17 protein-coding genes and 1 pseudogene are annotated in these 17,046 nt (G+C 55.0%); 2 read left to right on the top strand and 16 right to left on the bottom strand.

What is annotated here, in order from left to right; translation table 11 throughout:
- The 6 genes and pseudogenes from KQJ18_RS02440 to KQJ18_RS02465 all read right to left on the bottom strand — a co-directional run.
- Positions 1-394 (bottom strand): hypothetical protein (locus KQJ18_RS02440; protein ID WP_216421346.1); only part of this gene is annotated, 394 nt, incomplete at its 3' end.
- A gap of 738 nt (positions 395-1,132) precedes the next feature.
- Positions 1,133-1,270, bottom strand: a pseudogene (locus KQJ18_RS24600) (hypothetical protein); the annotation flags it as partial.
- Positions 1,271-1,692: 422 nt separating this feature from the next.
- Positions 1,693-2,592 carry a porphyrinogen peroxidase gene (yfeX, locus tag KQJ18_RS02450; protein WP_085049238.1) on the bottom strand — a complete coding sequence of 300 codons (900 nt, stop codon included), beginning with the start codon at positions 2,590-2,592 and terminating at the stop codon, positions 1,693-1,695.
- Between the two features lie 93 nt (positions 2,593-2,685).
- Complete coding sequence (locus KQJ18_RS02455; protein ID WP_159121837.1) at positions 2,686-3,261, bottom strand: RpoE-regulated lipoprotein; 576 nt, start codon at positions 3,259-3,261, stop codon at positions 2,686-2,688.
- 59 nt (positions 3,262-3,320) lie between these two features.
- Positions 3,321-3,770, bottom strand: a complete 450-nt coding sequence (locus tag KQJ18_RS02460; protein ID WP_216421348.1) for a DUF2919 domain-containing protein — start codon at positions 3,768-3,770, stop codon at positions 3,321-3,323.
- Positions 3,757-4,182, bottom strand: a complete 426-nt coding sequence (locus KQJ18_RS02465) for a GNAT family acetyltransferase (RefSeq protein ID WP_006683546.1) — start codon at positions 4,180-4,182, stop codon at positions 3,757-3,759. Before KQJ18_RS02465 ends, KQJ18_RS02460 begins: the two co-directional genes overlap by 14 nt.
- A gap of 211 nt (positions 4,183-4,393) precedes the next feature.
- Between KQJ18_RS02465 and amiA the strand changes: the two genes are divergently transcribed.
- Entirely contained in the window at positions 4,394-5,263 is an 870-nt protein-coding gene (gene amiA / locus KQJ18_RS02470) for an N-acetylmuramoyl-L-alanine amidase AmiA (protein WP_085049240.1), read from the top strand.
- Between the two features lie 2 nt (positions 5,264-5,265).
- Positions 5,266-6,165, top strand: coding sequence for an oxygen-dependent coproporphyrinogen oxidase (gene hemF, locus KQJ18_RS02475; RefSeq protein ID WP_216421350.1), 900 nt, complete (start codon positions 5,266-5,268; stop codon positions 6,163-6,165).
- An 84-nt stretch (positions 6,166-6,249) separates the two neighbouring features.
- Here the strand turns inward: hemF and eutR are convergent, their stop codons facing one another.
- The 10 genes from eutR to KQJ18_RS02525 all read right to left on the bottom strand — a co-directional run bounded on the left by eutR (position 6,250) and on the right by KQJ18_RS02525 (position 17,036).
- Positions 6,250-7,302, bottom strand: coding sequence for an HTH-type transcriptional regulator EutR (gene eutR / locus KQJ18_RS02480; protein WP_038642516.1), 1,053 nt, complete (start codon positions 7,300-7,302; stop codon positions 6,250-6,252).
- A 48-nt stretch (positions 7,303-7,350) separates the two neighbouring features.
- A complete protein-coding gene (gene eutK / locus KQJ18_RS02485; RefSeq protein WP_038642518.1) occupies positions 7,351-7,881 on the bottom strand; it encodes an ethanolamine utilization microcompartment protein EutK in 531 nt (176 codons plus the stop codon).
- 11 nt (positions 7,882-7,892) lie between these two features.
- A complete protein-coding gene (gene eutL, locus KQJ18_RS02490; protein ID WP_003838537.1) occupies positions 7,893-8,552 on the bottom strand; it encodes an ethanolamine utilization microcompartment protein EutL in 660 nt (219 codons plus the stop codon).
- Between the two features lie 9 nt (positions 8,553-8,561).
- Positions 8,562-9,458 (bottom strand): ethanolamine ammonia-lyase subunit EutC, encoded by an 897-nt coding sequence (gene eutC / locus KQJ18_RS02495; RefSeq protein ID WP_085049242.1) that lies wholly within the window; start codon positions 9,456-9,458, stop codon positions 8,562-8,564.
- Positions 9,459-9,478: 20 nt separating this feature from the next.
- Positions 9,479-10,840 (bottom strand): ethanolamine ammonia-lyase subunit alpha, encoded by a 1,362-nt coding sequence (gene eutB / locus KQJ18_RS02500; RefSeq protein WP_003038029.1) that lies wholly within the window; start codon positions 10,838-10,840, stop codon positions 9,479-9,481.
- 11 nt (positions 10,841-10,851) lie between these two features.
- A complete protein-coding gene (gene eutA, locus KQJ18_RS02505; protein WP_216421351.1) occupies positions 10,852-12,255 on the bottom strand; it encodes an ethanolamine ammonia-lyase reactivating factor EutA in 1,404 nt (467 codons plus the stop codon).
- A complete protein-coding gene (gene eutH, locus KQJ18_RS02510; RefSeq protein ID WP_038642526.1) occupies positions 12,252-13,484 on the bottom strand; it encodes an ethanolamine utilization protein EutH in 1,233 nt (410 codons plus the stop codon). The genes eutA and eutH overlap by 4 nt, the downstream gene beginning before the upstream one ends.
- Positions 13,485-13,603: 119 nt before the next feature.
- On the bottom strand, positions 13,604-14,791 hold the full coding sequence (eutG, locus tag KQJ18_RS02515; protein WP_085049244.1) for an ethanolamine utilization ethanol dehydrogenase EutG: 1,188 nt from the start codon (positions 14,789-14,791) through the stop codon (positions 13,604-13,606).
- The gene (gene eutJ / locus KQJ18_RS02520; RefSeq protein WP_038642530.1) at positions 14,781-15,620 is read right to left on the bottom strand and encodes an ethanolamine utilization protein EutJ; all 840 of its coding nucleotides are present in this window, start codon (positions 15,618-15,620) and stop codon (positions 14,781-14,783) included. The genes eutG and eutJ overlap by 11 nt, the downstream gene beginning before the upstream one ends.
- Before the next feature lie 12 nt (positions 15,621-15,632).
- Positions 15,633-17,036, bottom strand: coding sequence for an aldehyde dehydrogenase family protein (locus tag KQJ18_RS02525; protein ID WP_038642532.1), 1,404 nt, complete (start codon positions 17,034-17,036; stop codon positions 15,633-15,635).
- Positions 17,037-17,046: the final 10 nt, after the last annotated feature.

Consider the following 17,046-nt stretch of genomic DNA (forward strand, 5'->3'; position numbering starts at 1 on the left):
ACAGGTTTGCGCAGGTCATAACTCCTGCCAGACTCTGGTTCTGCTTACGATTCACGCTGTTATCCATGCTTTCATACAGCGTGGCAACAGTATCATCATCAAGGCCATGACTTGCTGAGAAAACAATCTTGTTGGCATCACCAAGTAAATAAGAGTGTTTCTGCGCGTTCTTATTACGTAATACGCTTACACACTTACTTATTTCGATAAATGAGAAAATAACAATAAATGTACCGGTCAGATACATAATAATAATGATGGAACTGTAGAATGCCGCGACATGCCATGTTTCAAAAACATAGGCGCGTAAGCCAGGAATGCACAGCAAAATAACAGGCAGAAATGCGAACACTAATGCAATAATAAATGCATGATACCGCTTTAAGTTATTCATTATTTATCATTCACTCTTGGTAATGACGGCACTATTCGTCAACGTTGTTGCATCATTAACGACTGAGATAGAAACTTCCGTGTTAGGATATTTGCTTTTGACGACCTTTAGCAGGATCACACCGCGCTCGTAGGCCAGACGCATCGCATCTGAAATAGCGATGGAGGGACTGACATAGGCATAAACCACAATGCTGACCGGCTTATCTGTGCCAAACCATTTAGCCATCTCATCAATGATTTCTTGCGGATAGCCTTGCTCCATTGATTTGAAATGAACAATGAACTGATTGCTCTGAGTCTCCCAGGATGGGTTCGCTTTCGAGGTATCGAATTGACCGGAAGTTTGCCCTTTAATCGAGGTGGCAGTTTGGTTATCGGCCAGTCTAATCACGTCACTTTTTTTATCTTCACGGCCCGCTTGCTCTGACTCGTCTGCAGGAGATGCTGCTGAAGCGGCAGTAGAATCAGAGGCGGTGGCGAAATCTGCACCGGTAGCAGCGCCAGCATCAGTTGAAGCAGAAGCAGAAGCAGAAGCAGAAGCAGAAGAAGCGGCCAACATATCAGCCTCAGCATCCTGGCTACGATTTTTATTATCGTCTGCCGCAGTTGCTTCAACTGGCTGTGTTTGATCACCCGTACGGGTTTGATTGGGTGTTGTGCTGACAGCACCACTGCTGGATCCGCTACCACTTACCGAGGAGGCTACTGGCTGAACAGTTTGTTCAGCCAGTAAAGGGGCTTCATAACGTTTTTTAGAGCTTTCATACATGATTAACATACTGTTAAGTACGAAAACTAACATCAGAAATATAAAAATACATAAAACCGTTGAAAATGCATCAACGAATGTTGGCCATGGGTTACTCTCTTCCATAAAAGCACCATATAAAATAAATTAATCATTCCTCAGCGGACATTATATTCATCAAAAAATAGAAAAAATACTCGCAAATTATATTTTAAGAAAAAACCAATACACCAAACAATATAAATAAATTCATTTTCATTCATCAAAATAATATCGCCAACAAAAACAACAGTCATCACCGAGCGACGCCTTTAATTTACCCGCTTGAATTCTAAATAATATAAAACATGCCGCACGCTTGTTTTTTAGATGAAAGAAAATCCGTTCATGTAAAAGCGATCCCAAGAATCATTAATATTATTTATGTAAGAAAACGCAGTTTATGGGGCGTAAAAAAAACGGCTCCTTATTACAGAAGCCGTTGTGGTATCACCGTTTTAATCTGTTCAGCATTGCCCGCGGGCAATGCTGCTAATAATAGTGCGACATTACAGTGCCATCAGTCGGTCCAGCGACGGAGCAAAGTAATAACCACCGGTCACCGGTTTGGTGAAGCGCAGCATGGCGTCGCGCTTACCGTCAGTGTCACCGAACATGCTTAGCAGTTGCTGCTCAATATTATGCAGACGTGCGCAGTAAGCGCAGAAATAGAGACCGTGCGTGCCGCTGGCCGTGCCGTATGGCAGGCTCTGGCGCACAATTTTGAGCCCTTTACCGTCTTCTTTCAGATCAACGCGGCTCAGGTGAGAAGTAACCGGACGGTCATCACCGTCGATCTCTTCGTTAGCTTCTTTGGTGCGACCAATCATCATTTCCTGGTCATGAATGCTCATGCGGTTAAGCTGCTTCAGGTTATGTTCCCAACGCTGCACAAACACATAGCTGCCGCCAGCATCCACGCCATCTTTGATCACCGCGACTTCACGGCGCGTTTCTTCACCAGCCGGGTTTTCCGTACCGTCAACAAAGCCGCTGAGATCGCGTTCTTCAACCCAACGGAAACCGTGGATCTCTTCTTTGACGTCAACACAGTCACCAAATGCTTCCATTGCCGCCTGCGCGACGGAGAAATTCACGTCATGACGCAGAGAGAGTATATGGATCAGCACGTCATATTGGGTAGCCGGCGCCAGACCTTTACCATAAGGGATAAAATCTTTTAACTCTTCCGCCCCAACGCCGCCGCTTAATGCACGCCAGGTGTTGTTGCCGAAAGCCACAACCGCGCCCAGATGCGCATCCGGGAACTTCGCTTCAAAGGTCGCCAGTTTATCGGCAAAGATTTTGCTGGCCGCACGCAGGGCCTCAACGTCGCCTTTTACATTGGCTTCAATCCAAATCGCCGCACGGCAATGTTCTGGCAAAATGCCACTCTGAACCTGAGACATTGTTCCTCCTGAAAAAAAGATGCCACGACCTCGTGGCATTGATTGGCGCTATTCTACCTGTTTTTTTAGCAAGTCGATTTGTTCAGACGCAAATTAACGCCGCCAGATGATTTTGCTGACTTTCCACGTTTTCAGCGTGTCGTCCGACGGCATTAAGCCCTCAGGCCCGCTCCATTCGCCGGAAAAAATATAGCTAATATGCTGACTGCCTTCAGCTTTACATTCAACGTTCGCACTGTCATCGCCGGTTGCTTTCTGGCAATTACCAAAGGCTTTGGTGTAAAGGTCGCTAAACGGTGTACCGATTTCGGCACCCGCGTCTGATGAAATATCGCTGTCCAGGACATCAATACGGCTGATGGTTCCCTGACTGCCATTGATGACCATTGCCAGCTTGTCATCTTTCATCGCTTCATAGAAGCGCACCACATTACCGTCATCGGTCTTCATCCCGCTGCGCAGGCGGTAATCACCGTCCAGCGCATCAGCAATAGCTTTTTCATCCAGCGGCGTAGCGCCAGTTAACGCGCCGACGCCCTGCTCAGTGACCTGCGTTGAAGAACCGAACCAGTTCCACGGATTGGCGGCAGACCAGTTCACCGACGACAGCGTGGAACACCCGGCCAATAGCAGCGGCATCGCGCATAAAGTCAAACGCAGTGATTTCATTTCACTTCCTTCCTTATTTATCAACGTTGCTTGGAGTCCGGTTTCGCCAAAAAGTGCCGTTATTCTTTCTCAAGGGAAAAACAGGCGCGCAGACGTTGATTGGTTAACAGCCAGACCAGCGCGACGATATCCGCAACCAGCAGCGCCAGTCCGATGCCGTTGACAGGATCGCCTGCCAGCCACATCGCCGGTTGCCAGCAAAGCAGCACCAGTTGCGCGAGAATCAGCAATCCGCGCAGCCAGCGCCACAAAACAGGAAACGCAAAACGCCACCCGCTGAGTAAAAAAGCCACCACCGCGGGAACGCCGGGAAGCAACCCCAGCCAGAACGCGTTATGGTCGGGATAAAACAGATTCAGTAGCGTATTGCCCTGCTCCCGGGAAGAGCCGGCAATCACAAACAGTACCCAGGTGCGTGCCTGCAGCAGCAGTACGCACCAGAACAGAAAAGGCAGGCGCAGACGTCCGTGACCGTCATAGTCGGCGGGGTGAAATTCAGTACTCTTCATCTTCGATCAAGCGCTTACCGAGATTGAGTACATCCGCATGTTCATAGCCCAGGCGTTCATACATCCCCAACACCAGATCATTATCCTCACGCACCATGATTTGAATCTTCGGACACCCGCGGGCGATGAGTTTTTTCTCCAGTCGGTTAAGCAGCGCATTGGCGATGCCGCGACCGCGAAACTCAGGATGCACGCCCAGGTAATAGGCCGAGCCGCGATGGCCGTCGTAACCGCCCATCACCGTACCGACTACCTCGCCGTTCACTTCAGCGACCAGGAACAAGCTGACGTCATGATTTACTTTACGCTCAATGTCCATTTCCGGGTCATTCCATGGACGCAGCAAATCACAGCGCTCCCAGAGGGTGATCACCTCTTCGAAATCTTCCTGGCGAAAAACGCGTATTTCCATGGTATTGGTTACCTTTTCAGGACGTTAAAAAGCGATTATGGCGCGAACGGCTGATTTAGCCAATATCTGACGCGAAGCGGCGGAAAAAATGGCATAATACGGAATTGTCACGTATTGAAATGAAAAGTAAAACAATTCTTATCCCGATCCGTCGCAACGGACTACGCGATACGATATAACGTCTGGAACCTTTTTTTACAACTCAGGCCGTATGAGCACTTTTAAACCACTAAAAACACTCACATCGCGCCGCCAGGTGCTGAAAGCCGGGCTGGCCGCCCTGACGCTGTCAGGCATGTCGCAAGCCATCGCTAAAGAAGAAGCGCTAAAAACCAATAATGGACACAGCAAACCGAAAGCGAAAAAATCAGGCGCTAAACGCGTGGTTGTCCTTGATCCGGGTCACGGAGGGATAGATACCGGCGCAATTGGACGCAACGGTTCGAAAGAAAAGCACGTGGTACTGGCGATTGCCAAAAACGTGCGCTCTATTCTTCGCAATCAGGGGATTGATGCGCGCCTGACCCGCTCTGGCGATACATTTATTCCGCTTTACGATCGCGTCGAGATCGCCCACAAACACGGGGCCGATCTGTTTATGTCGATTCACGCCGACGGTTTTACCAACCCGAGCGCCGCGGGCGCATCGGTCTTCGCGCTGTCCAATCGCGGCGCCAGTAGCGCTATGGCAAAGTATCTGTCCGATCGCGAAAACCGCGCCGATGAAGTCGCCGGGAAAAAAACCACCGATAAAGATCACTTGTTGCAGCAGGTGCTATTTGATCTGGTGCAAACCGATACCATTAAAAACAGCCTGACGTTAGGCTCGCATATTCTCAAGAAGATCAAACCAGTACACCGTCTGCACAGTCGCAGCACGGAACAGGCCGCCTTCGTGGTGCTAAAATCACCCTCAATTCCTTCGGTACTGGTCGAAACGTCGTTCATTACTAATCCGGAAGAAGAACGTCTGTTGGGTACGGCGGCATTTCGTCAAAAAATTGCTACCGCTATCGCCAATGGCATCATCAGTTATTTCCACTGGTTTGATAACCAGAAAGCACACTCGAAGAAACGTTAATCATGAAGCCCGATGCACAGCGCGTAAAACAGTTCCTGCTTAGCCTGCAGGACGATATTTGCCAGCGATTATCCGCCGTAGACGGCGCCGAGTTCAGTGAAGATAGCTGGCAGCGTGAAGCGGGCGGCGGCGGGCGCAGTCGGGTGCTGCGTAACGGAGGTATTTTCGAGCAAGCGGGCGTCAATTTCTCTCACGTCCACGGCGACGCGATGCCGGCCTCGGCCACCGCCCATCGACCAGAGCTTGCCGGACGCAGCTTTGAAGCCATGGGCGTCTCGCTGGTGGTACATCCACTCAATCCCTACATTCCGACCAGTCATGCCAACGTGCGGTTTTTTATCGCGGAAAAACCGGGTGCCGACCCAGTCTGGTGGTTTGGCGGCGGCTTTGACTTAACGCCCTACTACGGCTTTGAAGAGGATGCGGTACACTGGCACCGTACGGCGCGGGATCTGTGTCAGCCGTTCGGTGATGACGTTTATCCCCGTTACAAAAAGTGGTGCGATGACTACTTCTTCCTTAAACACCGCAACGAGCAGCGCGGCATTGGCGGGTTGTTTTTCGATGATTTGAATACGCCGGGTTTCGACCACTGCTTCGCCTTTATGCAGGCGGTGGGGCAAGGTTACACCGAGGCGTATCTGCCCATTGTTGAGCGACGTAAAGCGATGAACTGGGGCGAGCGCGAGCGTGATTTCCAGCTTTATCGTCGCGGGCGCTATGTCGAATTTAACCTGGTGTGGGATCGCGGCACATTGTTCGGTCTGCAAACCGGTGGGCGCACGGAATCAATTCTGATGTCAATGCCGCCGCTGGTGCGCTGGGAGTATGACTGGCTGCCGGAAGCGAACAGCCCGGAAGCTGCCCTTAGCGAGTTTATTCAGGTCCGCGACTGGGTGTAATTGCCTGATGGCGCGACGCTTATCCGGTCTACAATCCGTAGGCCGGATAAGACACAAAGCGTCGCATCCGGCACCATAATCTTATCACGCCCACTGCCGCATACGCTGATGCAGCGTCAACGACGGTTTTTCCGCAAACAACTGCTGGTAGTCGGTAGCAAACTGCCCTAAATGCCAGAATCCCCACTGCATGGCGGCATCTTTCACCGTCGTACTCTGCGACCACGGGCTTATCAGCTCGCGACGCACGGCGTTCAGGCGAATACGTTTTAACCAGGCATTCGGACCAATACCCAGAATCGCGTGAAAGGCGTTTTGCAACGTCCGGCGACTAACGTGCAGTTGGTTACACAAATCGAGCACGGTCAGCGGCTCTGACATGTTTTCCAGCACATACTCGCGCGCACGCGACAGCAAACGACGATAGCTCTGATGGCTGATGCTCTCAGCGGTTATAATCGGCTGCGCTTCTTCCAGCATAGTCCCCATCGCCAGCAACAGGTTATCGCCCAATACCTTGCGTACCGCAGGTTGACGCAGGTTTTCCGGATTCTCGCTAAACGTCGCCAGCGCCTGCTGCACAAAGCCCCATAGCGCGGCTTTGTGCTGTTCTTTGACTTCCAGCGCCGACTGGTTACGCAGCATATGCAGCACCCTTTCCGGGTTATGCAGGAAGTTGGCCTGACGGGCAATCGCCTCTTCCGAAATGACAACCCCCAGAATGGTGTAATCATCCGGCGTACTCAGTTCAAACTCCGTCCCGCCTGGACGGGTGGCAATTTCAGCACTGCCCAGACATTGGGCGCCAATAAATCCCTGTTCGCCGCGCGTGGCCGGAATACCAAACCAGAACGAGTTCGGCCAGACAAGGCATGACTGGCGCAGCGCGAGTCCGGTGTATTCACGGAAAACCTGAATATCGTCGAGCAGGATTTCCGTGAACTCGCCATGAAATTTTCCCGGATGCAGCTGGTCGTAAATCTGCTGCCAGGCGGTAATCGTCAGCGCGTGTTCATATACATCCGTTGTTCGCCGCTGGTGAACGTTGTCCACCTCTACTTTCGGCGTAAGTTTAACGTCTTCGGGTAGTGCTTCATGATAAAGATGGTGCAAGTTTGCAGTACGGTTCTTTTTCATGATCTTTTAAGCCGGAAGCTTCAGGGAAGCCCCCGGCCCTCCGACAGGTTAATTTTTTAAGCGATAGCGACTACTACGTTTACGCAACGCTCCGTCAGAAAAGAGCTGTTCCAGCGCCTTTCTGGCTTCATCAAGTGACCAGCCAAAGTGGGCAGCCACTTCCCCTGCCGTCATTCCTTGACGGACCGATGCCAACAGCGTCAGAAGTTGTGCAGAGGATTCAGACGTCAACGGGGCGTCCTGCGTCTTCTCTGCTTTTACGTCTGTTTTTACATCTGGCTTCTGTTCTGGTTTTTTCGGCTGGCGCTTAAAACCGCCGATCAGCCACTGGGTGTCATCGTCCGGTCGGCCTATCTCTTTACGGCTGATAACACGGCCTGTACGCGCTGCGGCGGCGCTGCCGGCATCAAGCGCTGCGCGGCACGCCGCCAGATCGCCTTCCACCACCAGCGTCAACCTGCCAGGATCGAGCACTTCGTGGCTCAGCAGGCGTACGTTCGCGGCTTTCAGCATGGCATCCGCCGCGTCTACGGCAGCCACCATGCCATCCACTTCCAGTAATCCCAGTGCATTGATCATCACAACCTCTCTTACGCGCGCTGGATTGGATTACGGGCAATATCCAGAACGGCATCGGCAAAGGCGTTACATGCGGCTTTACAAGCGGCCTGGCTACCGGTCAAAAACGCTGCTGAATAGTTGGTTTCTGACGGCGGCGGCACGTAGGTCACCAGTTGTACATCGGCAGATTTCAGCGCCGCATCAATACCAAATGTTGCTTCCAGCGGCGGCGCCACCAGATACGCCATCGGATCGCCAAGTCGGCATCCCGCCGTCGCGGAAAGATACGAACCGGTACGCGAAACCACGTGCGCCAGGAAAGCGGTATCTTCTGCGTCATTCGCCCACTGGAACGCTGCGCCGCTTTCAATGTTGGCCACCATCGCGTCCAGACCCGCACGAACTTCAGCCGGGTTGGGTCCACCGAGCATAATCAGTACTTCGCCCGAGGTTGGAGAGGGACTATGCGCCGCCCCGGCATACAGCGAGCGGCCATAAACCACTTCCACCATCGCCTGTTTTGTCGCTTCGTCTGCGGCAATATACGCCACGTCATCAGAGTCTGCTGTGATGAGTCCGAGGCTACGGATATGTGGCGGTAACTTAAGCTCGCGGGCAAAACCGTCATTTACCGAGGCAATCACGCGCATTGCGGTGACTGAAGGTCTAATCAAATCTAATGCTGGCATGATGCCTCCTTAACGGGTCATATTGATGCCGGAGGCTTTTTGCTCCAGCATGCGCTTGGCCAAATCCACAATTACCGCCGCTGCTTCAACCGGTGGCGTACCGCCCTGGTGAATGTTCGAGATACAGGTACGGTCAGCTTCTACGGTCGTCGCAACGCGCGGCGAATAGACGGCGTAGCAGGAGAGACTTTCCGACTGACCGAGGCCCGGACGTTCACCCACCAGCAGGATCACCGCTTTCGCGCCCAGCAGCTCGCCAATCTGATCTTCGATTTTCACGCGACCATAGCGAACGAAGAACGGGGTCCCAACCTTCAGTCCGGCCTGTTTTAAGCCCGACAACAATGGCGGCAGAATCTCTTCGTAGTTAGCGGTGATGGCGTCAGTAGACAGGCCATCAGAGATAATCACCTGCACATCCGGGTTCATCACACACTGCGATTTCAGCGCATCAATGGCTTCCGCGCTCAGACGACGGCCAAGATCCGGGCGCGTCAGATACAGGTTTTTGTCGCTAATTTCCGAGCGTACTTCCAGCAGTCCCTGCGCTTTTACCCACTCTTCCGGCACTTCTTTTAATACCGTATCTTTTGAACGCGAGTGGTCGGCCAGGAAGCGCAGCAACGCCTGGGTACGCGGACGAGGACCGGCGCGACCGGTACATACACGCGCCGCGGTACTGCGCCGCAGTTCAGTCAACACCTCTGCGCGGTGCGGATTCTCAACGCCTATCCACGCTTTGGCTTCGGCTGAACCTAAGTCCATCGCACAACTTTCACCAGTCGGCGCGGCGCACTGCGTGGTGCTGCATTTTGCTGGTGCTGACGATTCTTGAGCCTGCGGCTGCGACTCCCCCATTGACGCCATTACGCTGCGTACAATTTCTTCAATCTGTTTTTGATCCATCGTGTTTCATCCCCGCATCATCAAAAGAACAGTGACGGATCGCCCGCCCGTTTGGTCAGGCGACCGTTTGCCATAATGCCCATGGTTTCCAGCCAGCGTTCAAATTCCGGCGACGGGCGCAGGTTCAGCAACTGGCGGACGGTCGCGGTATCGTGGAATGCGGTGGTCTGATAGTTGAGCATGATGTCGTCGCCGAGCGGCATGCCCATGATGTAGTTGCAGCCAGCGGTGGCGAGCAGAATCATCAGGTTTTCGTTAAGGTTCTGGTCAGCATCAGCATGGTTGGTGTAGCAGCAGTCGCAGCCCATTGAGATGCCGCTCAGCTTGCCCATAAAGTGATCTTCCAGACCGGCGCGAATGATCTGACGGTCGTTGTAGAGATACTCCGGCCCGATAAAGCCCACGACGGTATTCACCAGGAACGGATCGTAGTGGCGCGCCAGCCCGTAATTACGCGCTTCCATTGTTACCTGATCGGCGCCGAAGTTTGCGCCAGCGGAGAGCGCCGACCCTTGTCCGGTTTCGAAGTAAAGACAGTTTTCCCCGGCGATACGGTTGAATTCAGCGCCAACTGCGCGCGCTTCGTCGAGCATTGCCAGCTCAACACCGAACTCTTTTAAGCCTTTCTCGCTGCCGCAGATACTCTGGAAGATCAATCCACCCGGCGCGCCGCGACGAATCGCTTCAATCTGGGTGGTAACGTGCGCCAGTACACAGCCCTGGGTCGGAATATTGAATTTATCGATAACGCCGTACACGGTATCGAGCACGCGGCTTAAGTTTTCCACGTCATCCGTTACCGGGTTTACGCCGATCACCGCATCGCCCGCCCCGAAAGACAGCCCTTCATAGATTTGCGCCGCAATACTCTGCACGTCGTCACGGGTGTCGTTCGGCTGCAAACGGCAGCTAAAGGTGCCCGGCAGACCGATGGTGGTGTTAGCCTTTTTGATCACTGGCATTTTCTTGCCGCCGTAGATCAGGTCCGCGTTGGAGCAGATTTTTGCTACCGCAGCGACCACCTCCGACGTTAACCCTTTGCGCGTAAACGCGATGTCATCAACGGAAGTTTCATCGCTCAGCACGTACTCGCGCAGCTCGCTGATACTCCAGTTTTTGATGCGGTTATAGGCCGTTTCATTGACGTCATCCTGAATCAGACGCGTCACGCAGTCCTCTTCATAGGAAATCACCGGGTTATTGCGGATATCCGCTACCGTCATTTCCGACAATACCTGCTTGGCCGCCACGCGTTCCTGTGAACTGGTTGCAGCTACCCCTGCCAGCACATCCCCCGAACGCAGTTCGTTGGCTTTAGCCAGCACCTCTTTAACATCCTTAAACTGATAAACATTGCCGAACAATGTGGTCTTTAGTTTCATAAGTCGTTCCCTCAGGAAGGAAATGCGAGTGATTTCACCGTCACCGGCACAACCGATCCGCCAAAAAGAGGCGTACCAATGTCGATATAGTCCCCCGCCCGGACAACCACCTCATCGATGACCGCCAGCGGGTGTTGCTGTAACTGTGGGCGTAACAGCATGCCCAGGGCTTTACCAAAATCCTGCTCGGCTACCACCAGCAGGGGATGCGGATTCGGATAACGCGCGACAAAAGCCAGCAGCGCATCAATTACCGTTAACAGCGCGGCGTAGCGCACCGGCAGAGAACCGGGCAACGCCAGCACGTAGGCGTCCGTTTGCGGATCCAGATCGAGCCGCATTAACGCCTGTTGCCAGGCGGCCACCAAATCAGCCTCATCAACCGGAATAGCCACCGGCAGATTGCGCAGCGGAAGCGCCACGCCTTCCAGCCAGATGGTGCTGCCCGAAAGCGACAGCGTATGCGCCCCGGCGCCAATCACCGTGGCGCGCACGGTTTGCGCCGGGAACTGCACGTTCATCTCACGCAGGCGCGGATGTTCATGCAGCGCCGTGGCGAGCAGCGGTCCAATGTCGGAAAAACAGAACGGATCGGCAGGTTGGTTGCGGTAGCACTCGCCTACCCCGCCGGACAACGTAATCACTTCCGGCTTCACGCCCGCAGGCAGCAGACCGGTTTGCATCAGCGCCTGCGCCAGCGGTGAAAGCGTGCCGTCAATCACCTCCACAATCAGCGCCGCCATGCGTCGCGCCACCGCAACCAGTTGCGCCGCATTGAGGGTTCGGGCGTCAAAGCCCGGACCAAATACGTCATCAACAATCATCTGTCCCGGCTGATGCGCGTGCACCACGTGCCCCTGACCGTCGGTTTCCAGCAGTCGCCCGCCGACGTTCAGACAGGCCGAACCACTGACTTTTCCGGCGTCGAACAGCGCATAGTTCGACGTCCCGCCACCGATGTCGATATTCAGTACACGGCACAACTTCTGCTCAGACAGCGTTTGCGCCCCCGCGCCGTGACCGGCGATCACCGACTCCAGATGCGGACCGGCGCTGGCAACCACGAAGTCCCCCAGCGACTGGGAGAGCGTCATTACCGCCGGGCGGGCGTTACGGGTTTTGGCGCTTTCTCCGGTGATGATGATCGCGCCGGAATCAACGGTCTCAGGTGCGATGCCTGCCGCCTGATACTGGGCAAGGATCAGTGCCTTAAGTTCGGCCTCTTTCAACCCGCCCTGCTTATCAACAGGGGTAAAGAACACCGGGCTTTGCCAGCTAATTTCGCGTTTGATGAATTCATAGCGCGGCACCTGCGACACAGCCGCACGGTTAACCAGCTCAAGGCGCGAGAAGATCACCTGAGTCGTGGTGGTGCCGATATCAATACCGACGCTCAGTAGCTGGCGAGTGTTCACGATTGCGCCTCCGGGTTGGTTTCTACTTCTGCTGGCACGTTTTCATCTTTCGGTACCAACAGCATAGCCACGCCAATCGCCGTTACGCCGCCTATCAGCTTGCCGACAATCATCGGGAAGATCATGGCGTTCATGTTGGCGGCGGCGAAACCTAAGTGGTCACCCAGGGCGAAGGCCGCGGAGACCGCAAAGGCGCAGTTGATCACTTTCCCGCGGGTATCCATATTCTTCATCATGCCGAACATTGGGATGTTGTTGGCCAGCGTCGCCACCATGCCAGCAGCCGCAATATTATTAACTTTTAACAGGTTACCGACACTCATCAGCGGCTTTTCAAACCAGCGGGTCAGCAGCAGCACCATCGGGTACGCACCCAGCAGCACGCAGGAGATAGAACCGATAACTTCGATGGCGCGCATTACTTCACCCGGCTTGTCGCCCGGTGCCATGAAGATAGGGTCCAGACCCGGGATCAGCTCCCAACCAAGCAGGAATTTGATGACTGCCGCCGCCAGACCGAGAGTGATCAGCGCCACCAGAAATTTCGCGAAGATCTGGAAACCGTTGATCATTTTTTCCGGGATAAATTTCAGCCCCAGCGCCACCAGCACAGCAACGATGATCACCGGGATCATGTTCATCAGGATCAGCGCGAAGGTAAACTCCACCGGCTGCCCGTTGATTTCGACGCCGGAGTACATCGCGACCAATCCCCCCGCGATACAGCCAATCGGAATGGTGACGATACCGGCCAGCACGCCCAGCGCCAGATAACGACGGTCAGACGGTTCAATAATCCCCAGCGCAACCGGAATAGAGAACACCAGAGTCGGCCCCATCATCGCCCCAAGGATCAGGCCAGAGTACAGCCACGCCGCAACGTCGCCGCCCGCCAGTTCTTTCGCCAGGAAGAAGCCGCCCATGTCGCACGCCAGCAGCGTTCCGGCAAACATCGACGGGTTCGCGCCCAGCATTTCGTACAGCGGAATAATCACCGGTCCGAGCAAATGCGCCAGTACCGGCGCCAGTGCGGTCATACCGACCATCGCCAGGCCCAACGCGCCCATCGCCATAAAACCTTCTTCAAACTGACCGCCCGACCCCTCAATACTCTTACCGAATTTACCGAGGAAGCGCGCTGAACCGCCGAACTGCGACAGGATCCTGTCCACGGCGGCAATCAGCATAAAGAACATCATGATGTACATGATGATTTCGTTAATTCCCATAGCCCCTACTCCCTGTCATTTGTGATTTGTAGGCCGGATAAGACGTTTCCGTCGCCTCCGGCATTAACGCCGTGTTATTGCCGGATGGCGGTGCGAGCACCTTATCCGGCCTACAGGCATTACCCGGCAACCGCGTACAGGTCGATAATCTGCGCCTGCGTGGCGGTGCGAGGGTTACTGCGAATACAAATATCCTCCAGCGCGGCGTCAGCCCATGCGCTGTAATGCTCGGGCTTTGCCCCAACGTCAGAGAGCCGTTTGGTCTGGCCCACTTCGCTAATCAGCTCGCTGACGGCATTGATGGCATCGCGATCGTCCGCCTTCTTGTTGGTTAACGCCCGTCCGATATGGCTGAAACGCTCGCGACACACCATGCGGTTGAACCCCATTACCGTGGGCAGCAACATGGCGTTAGCCTGTCCGTGCGGGATGTGCAGCGTAGCACCCGGCTGGTGCGCCATCGCATGACACAGGCCCAGCCCCGCGCTGGAAAACGCCATCCCGGCCATACAGGAGGCCAGCAACATGCTCTCCCGCGCCGCCAGATCCTGCCCATAGCCGACGGCCTTCGGCAGCGATTTACCGATCATCGCAATCGCACCAATCGCCAGGCTGTCGGTAAACGGCGTCGCGTTCAGGGCGCTGTACGCTTCAACGGCATGCGTCAGCGCATCAATACCCGTCATCGCCGTAACGTGCGCGGGCACACCTTCCGTTAGCGCTGCATCAAGAATCGCCACGTCCGGCATCAGAGACGCATGCGCCAGTACTTTTTTAAGTCCGCTCGCGGCGTCGATAATCACCGTGACATTAGTGGTTTCCGACCCCGTTCCGGCGGTAGTCGGTACGGCAATCAGCGGCAAACGCGGTCGTAACGCGCTGTGCTCGGTCATGTCAGCCAGGGTCTGCGTGGGATTAGTCACCAGCAACGCCACTGCCTTAGCGGCATCCAGTACGGAACCTCCGCCAAAGGCCACCACGCCGTCGCACTTCGATTCACGCAGTTGCGCGACCGCGGCGCAGACATCCGTAATGCACGGTTCGCCCACCGGGCACGGCCACAGCGTCATCGCCACACCTTTCATCGCCAGGCTGCGTTCCAGTGCGGCGGTCATTCCCGCCTGATGCAGGAAGCTGTCGACCATGACAAACATGTGCGTCAGTCCGCGCGTTTGTGCTTCCTGTCCGCAGGTACTGAGCGCTCCCAGCCCACAAAGGGTGACCGGTGGAACGCTAAACGTTTTTACGCGTTGCAGATTCAGGGTATCGAATGCCTGAAAGAGCGCGGTCTGCAATTCAGCTTGCATAGATTCCTTCCGCTTTTTCTTTTCCGCTGTTGGCAATCGCCAGCGGGGTCATAAACAGGCTGTGCTGAGGTAAATGCACCTGCAGTTCCGGGAAGCGCTTACGGAACAGCTCATCCACGCCCGGCTGCATGCAGGAACCGCCGGCCAGCCATAAATCGGTGACACCCTGCCCGGCAATATGGTGAGCCACGATTTCCGCCATTTTTTCGTAGACTGGCTTCACCACCGGCCAGATCTCCTGACCGTTGCTGCGTTTGTACTGTTCGGCTTCTTCCAGTTGGATACGGCGGTTCCCGGCCAGCGTCAGAGAAATGTGGTGCCCGCCGGTCGCTTCATCGGCGGAATACGTCACTTTGCCCTGCTTAACAATGGCTATCCCGGTGGTGCCGCCACCGATATCCACCACGCCAGCGTTATCGAGCTGCAACAGATCCGCCACGGCGGTCGGCTCGTCGAGCACATGACTCACTTCAAGTCCGGCTGACTCCAGCACGTTGATGGAGATACGTGGGTCCGTTCCCGGTGGGAATGAGGTTGCCGCATGGGTAAATCGACAACCCAGTTGTTGCTCAAGCGTATCGAGATGGCGACGAACAATGGTTACTGCGCCGAAGAAATCCCAGACGATGCCATCGCGCACGACATCGGCCCAGTCGAGGCAAACCGCTACCGGCTGCCCGTCACCGTCGACGACCATCGACACCACATCACACGTCCCCAAATCAACGCCCAGCCATAGCGGTGATTCGCTCTCAGCAGGCGTCTGGTTGCATAGCGTGGCTGCTTTTTGCAGTCTGGGTGTCAGCCAACGTTGTTCGTCGTGCGCCATCTCTTTTACTCCTTATACAATTCTGAAGGCGTCCACCAACACACAGCGACGCAGACGCACAAACGTACGCGCGCTGGTCACCCCTTCCCCGGTTGGCGTGGTAATGGTCATCGTGGTCCAGCCTTCGCCGCCAAGTCCCAGACCGGCAATACACGGCCCGTTCTTAACGAAAATGCTGGTATCAATGGCGTTCGCCATGCGGTTCATGTTGTCGATGTTGCGTGAGTGCATCGCCGCCGTATGGTGACAACCGCCTTCAAGCCTGACCGCCAGTTCAATGGCGTCATCGACGTTAGCGACTCGCACGACCGGTAGAACCGGCATCATCAGTTCGGTGACGGCAAACGGATGCGTCGCGGAGGTTTCGACGAATAACAGCCGGGTTTGCTCCGGTACGTTCAGACCAATCGCCGCTGCGATTTTTCCTGCATCGCGCCCTACCCAGTCACGACTGACCGTGCCTTTACCGCGCTCATCGATATTTTTCAGCAGCACTGGTTGCAGCTGTTCAGCCTGGGCCGCGGTCAGTTTCACCGCATGCTGGCTTTCCATCAGACGCATCAGCTCATCGGCGACGCTGTCGACCACAATCAGCACTTTTTCGTCGGCGCAGATGATGTTGTTGTCAAACGAAGCACCCTTGACGATCGACTGCGCCGCGCGGGCCAGGTCGGCCGTTTCATCGACCACCACCGGCGGGTTACCCGCACCGGCGGCAATCAGACGTTTGTTGGTGTGTTTACGCGCGGCATCTACTACGGCTTCGCCACCGGTGACGACCAGCAGGCCGATACCTGGGTACTTGAACAACCGCTGGGCGGTTTCGATGTCCGGGTTAGCAACGGTCACCAGCAGGTTTGCCGGACCGCCTGCAGCGACCACCGCCTGGTTAAGCAGGGTGATTGCGCGCTGAGAAACTTTTTTCGCCGCCGGATGCGGCGCGAAGACCACGCTGTTGCCAGCGGCGATCAGGCTAATGGCGTTGTTAATAACGGTTGCGGCCGGGTTGGTGGACGGTGTCACCGAAGCCACCACGCCCCACGGTGCGTTTTCAATCAGCGTCAGGCCGTTATCGCCGGTCAGGACCTGTGGAGACAGGCATTCCACTCCCGGCGTGCCGCGCGCCTGCGCCACGTTTTTGGCAAATTTATCTTCTACGCGTCCCATGCCGGTTTCTGTAACGGCAAGCTCCGCTAATTCTCTGGCGTGCTTTTCGCCCGCCTCACGTAGCGCCGCGATAGCCAGTTGGCGCATGGCGACGCTTTTCAGCCCTTGCTGGGCCAGTTTTGCTGCCGCCACTGCGTCATCCAGGGAGGCAAAAACGCCCATTTCTTGAACGGCACTGACGGGTTGGCTGCTGTCTTTCATTTTCAGCAGTACCGCTTTCACGACCTGTTCAATATCCTGTTGATTCATGATTTTCTGC

The organism is Citrobacter sp. S55_ASV_140, from assembly GCF_018919505.1.
GTDB lineage: Bacteria > Pseudomonadota > Gammaproteobacteria > Enterobacterales > Enterobacteriaceae > Citrobacter > Citrobacter werkmanii.

What these genes read in the sequence shown, in the direction of transcription:
- eutK (WP_038642518.1), bottom strand. Translation starts at nt 7,881, where the DNA reads ATGATCAATGCACTGGGATTACTGGAAGTGGATGGCATGGTGGCTGCC.
- hemF (WP_216421350.1), top strand. Translation starts at nt 5,266, where the DNA reads ATGAAGCCCGATGCACAGCGCGTAAAACAGTTCCTGCTTAGCCTGCAG.
- eutL (WP_003838537.1), bottom strand. Translation starts at nt 8,552, where the DNA reads ATGCCAGCATTAGATTTGATTAGACCTTCAGTCACCGCAATGCGCGTG.
- eutC (WP_085049242.1), bottom strand. Translation starts at nt 9,458, where the DNA reads ATGGATCAAAAACAGATTGAAGAAATTGTACGCAGCGTAATGGCGTCA.
- eutH (WP_038642526.1), bottom strand. Translation starts at nt 13,484, where the DNA reads ATGGGAATTAACGAAATCATCATGTACATCATGATGTTCTTTATGCTG.
- eutB (WP_003038029.1), bottom strand. Translation starts at nt 10,840, where the DNA reads ATGAAACTAAAGACCACATTGTTCGGCAATGTTTATCAGTTTAAGGAT.
- KQJ18_RS02460 (WP_216421348.1), bottom strand. Translation starts at nt 3,770, where the DNA reads ATGAAGAGTACTGAATTTCACCCCGCCGACTATGACGGTCACGGACGT.
- amiA (WP_085049240.1), top strand. Translation starts at nt 4,394, where the DNA reads ATGAGCACTTTTAAACCACTAAAAACACTCACATCGCGCCGCCAGGTG.
- eutR (WP_038642516.1), bottom strand. Translation starts at nt 7,302, where the DNA reads ATGAAAAAGAACCGTACTGCAAACTTGCACCATCTTTATCATGAAGCA.
- eutG (WP_085049244.1), bottom strand. Translation starts at nt 14,791, where the DNA reads ATGCAAGCTGAATTGCAGACCGCGCTCTTTCAGGCATTCGATACCCTG.
- KQJ18_RS02465 (WP_006683546.1), bottom strand. Translation starts at nt 4,182, where the DNA reads ATGGAAATACGCGTTTTTCGCCAGGAAGATTTCGAAGAGGTGATCACC.
- yfeX (WP_085049238.1), bottom strand. Translation starts at nt 2,592, where the DNA reads ATGTCTCAGGTTCAGAGTGGCATTTTGCCAGAACATTGCCGTGCGGCG.
- eutJ (WP_038642530.1), bottom strand. Translation starts at nt 15,620, where the DNA reads ATGGCGCACGACGAACAACGTTGGCTGACACCCAGACTGCAAAAAGCA.
- KQJ18_RS02455 (WP_159121837.1), bottom strand. Translation starts at nt 3,261, where the DNA reads ATGAAATCACTGCGTTTGACTTTATGCGCGATGCCGCTGCTATTGGCC.
- KQJ18_RS02525 (WP_038642532.1), bottom strand. Translation starts at nt 17,036, where the DNA reads ATGAATCAACAGGATATTGAACAGGTCGTGAAAGCGGTACTGCTGAAA.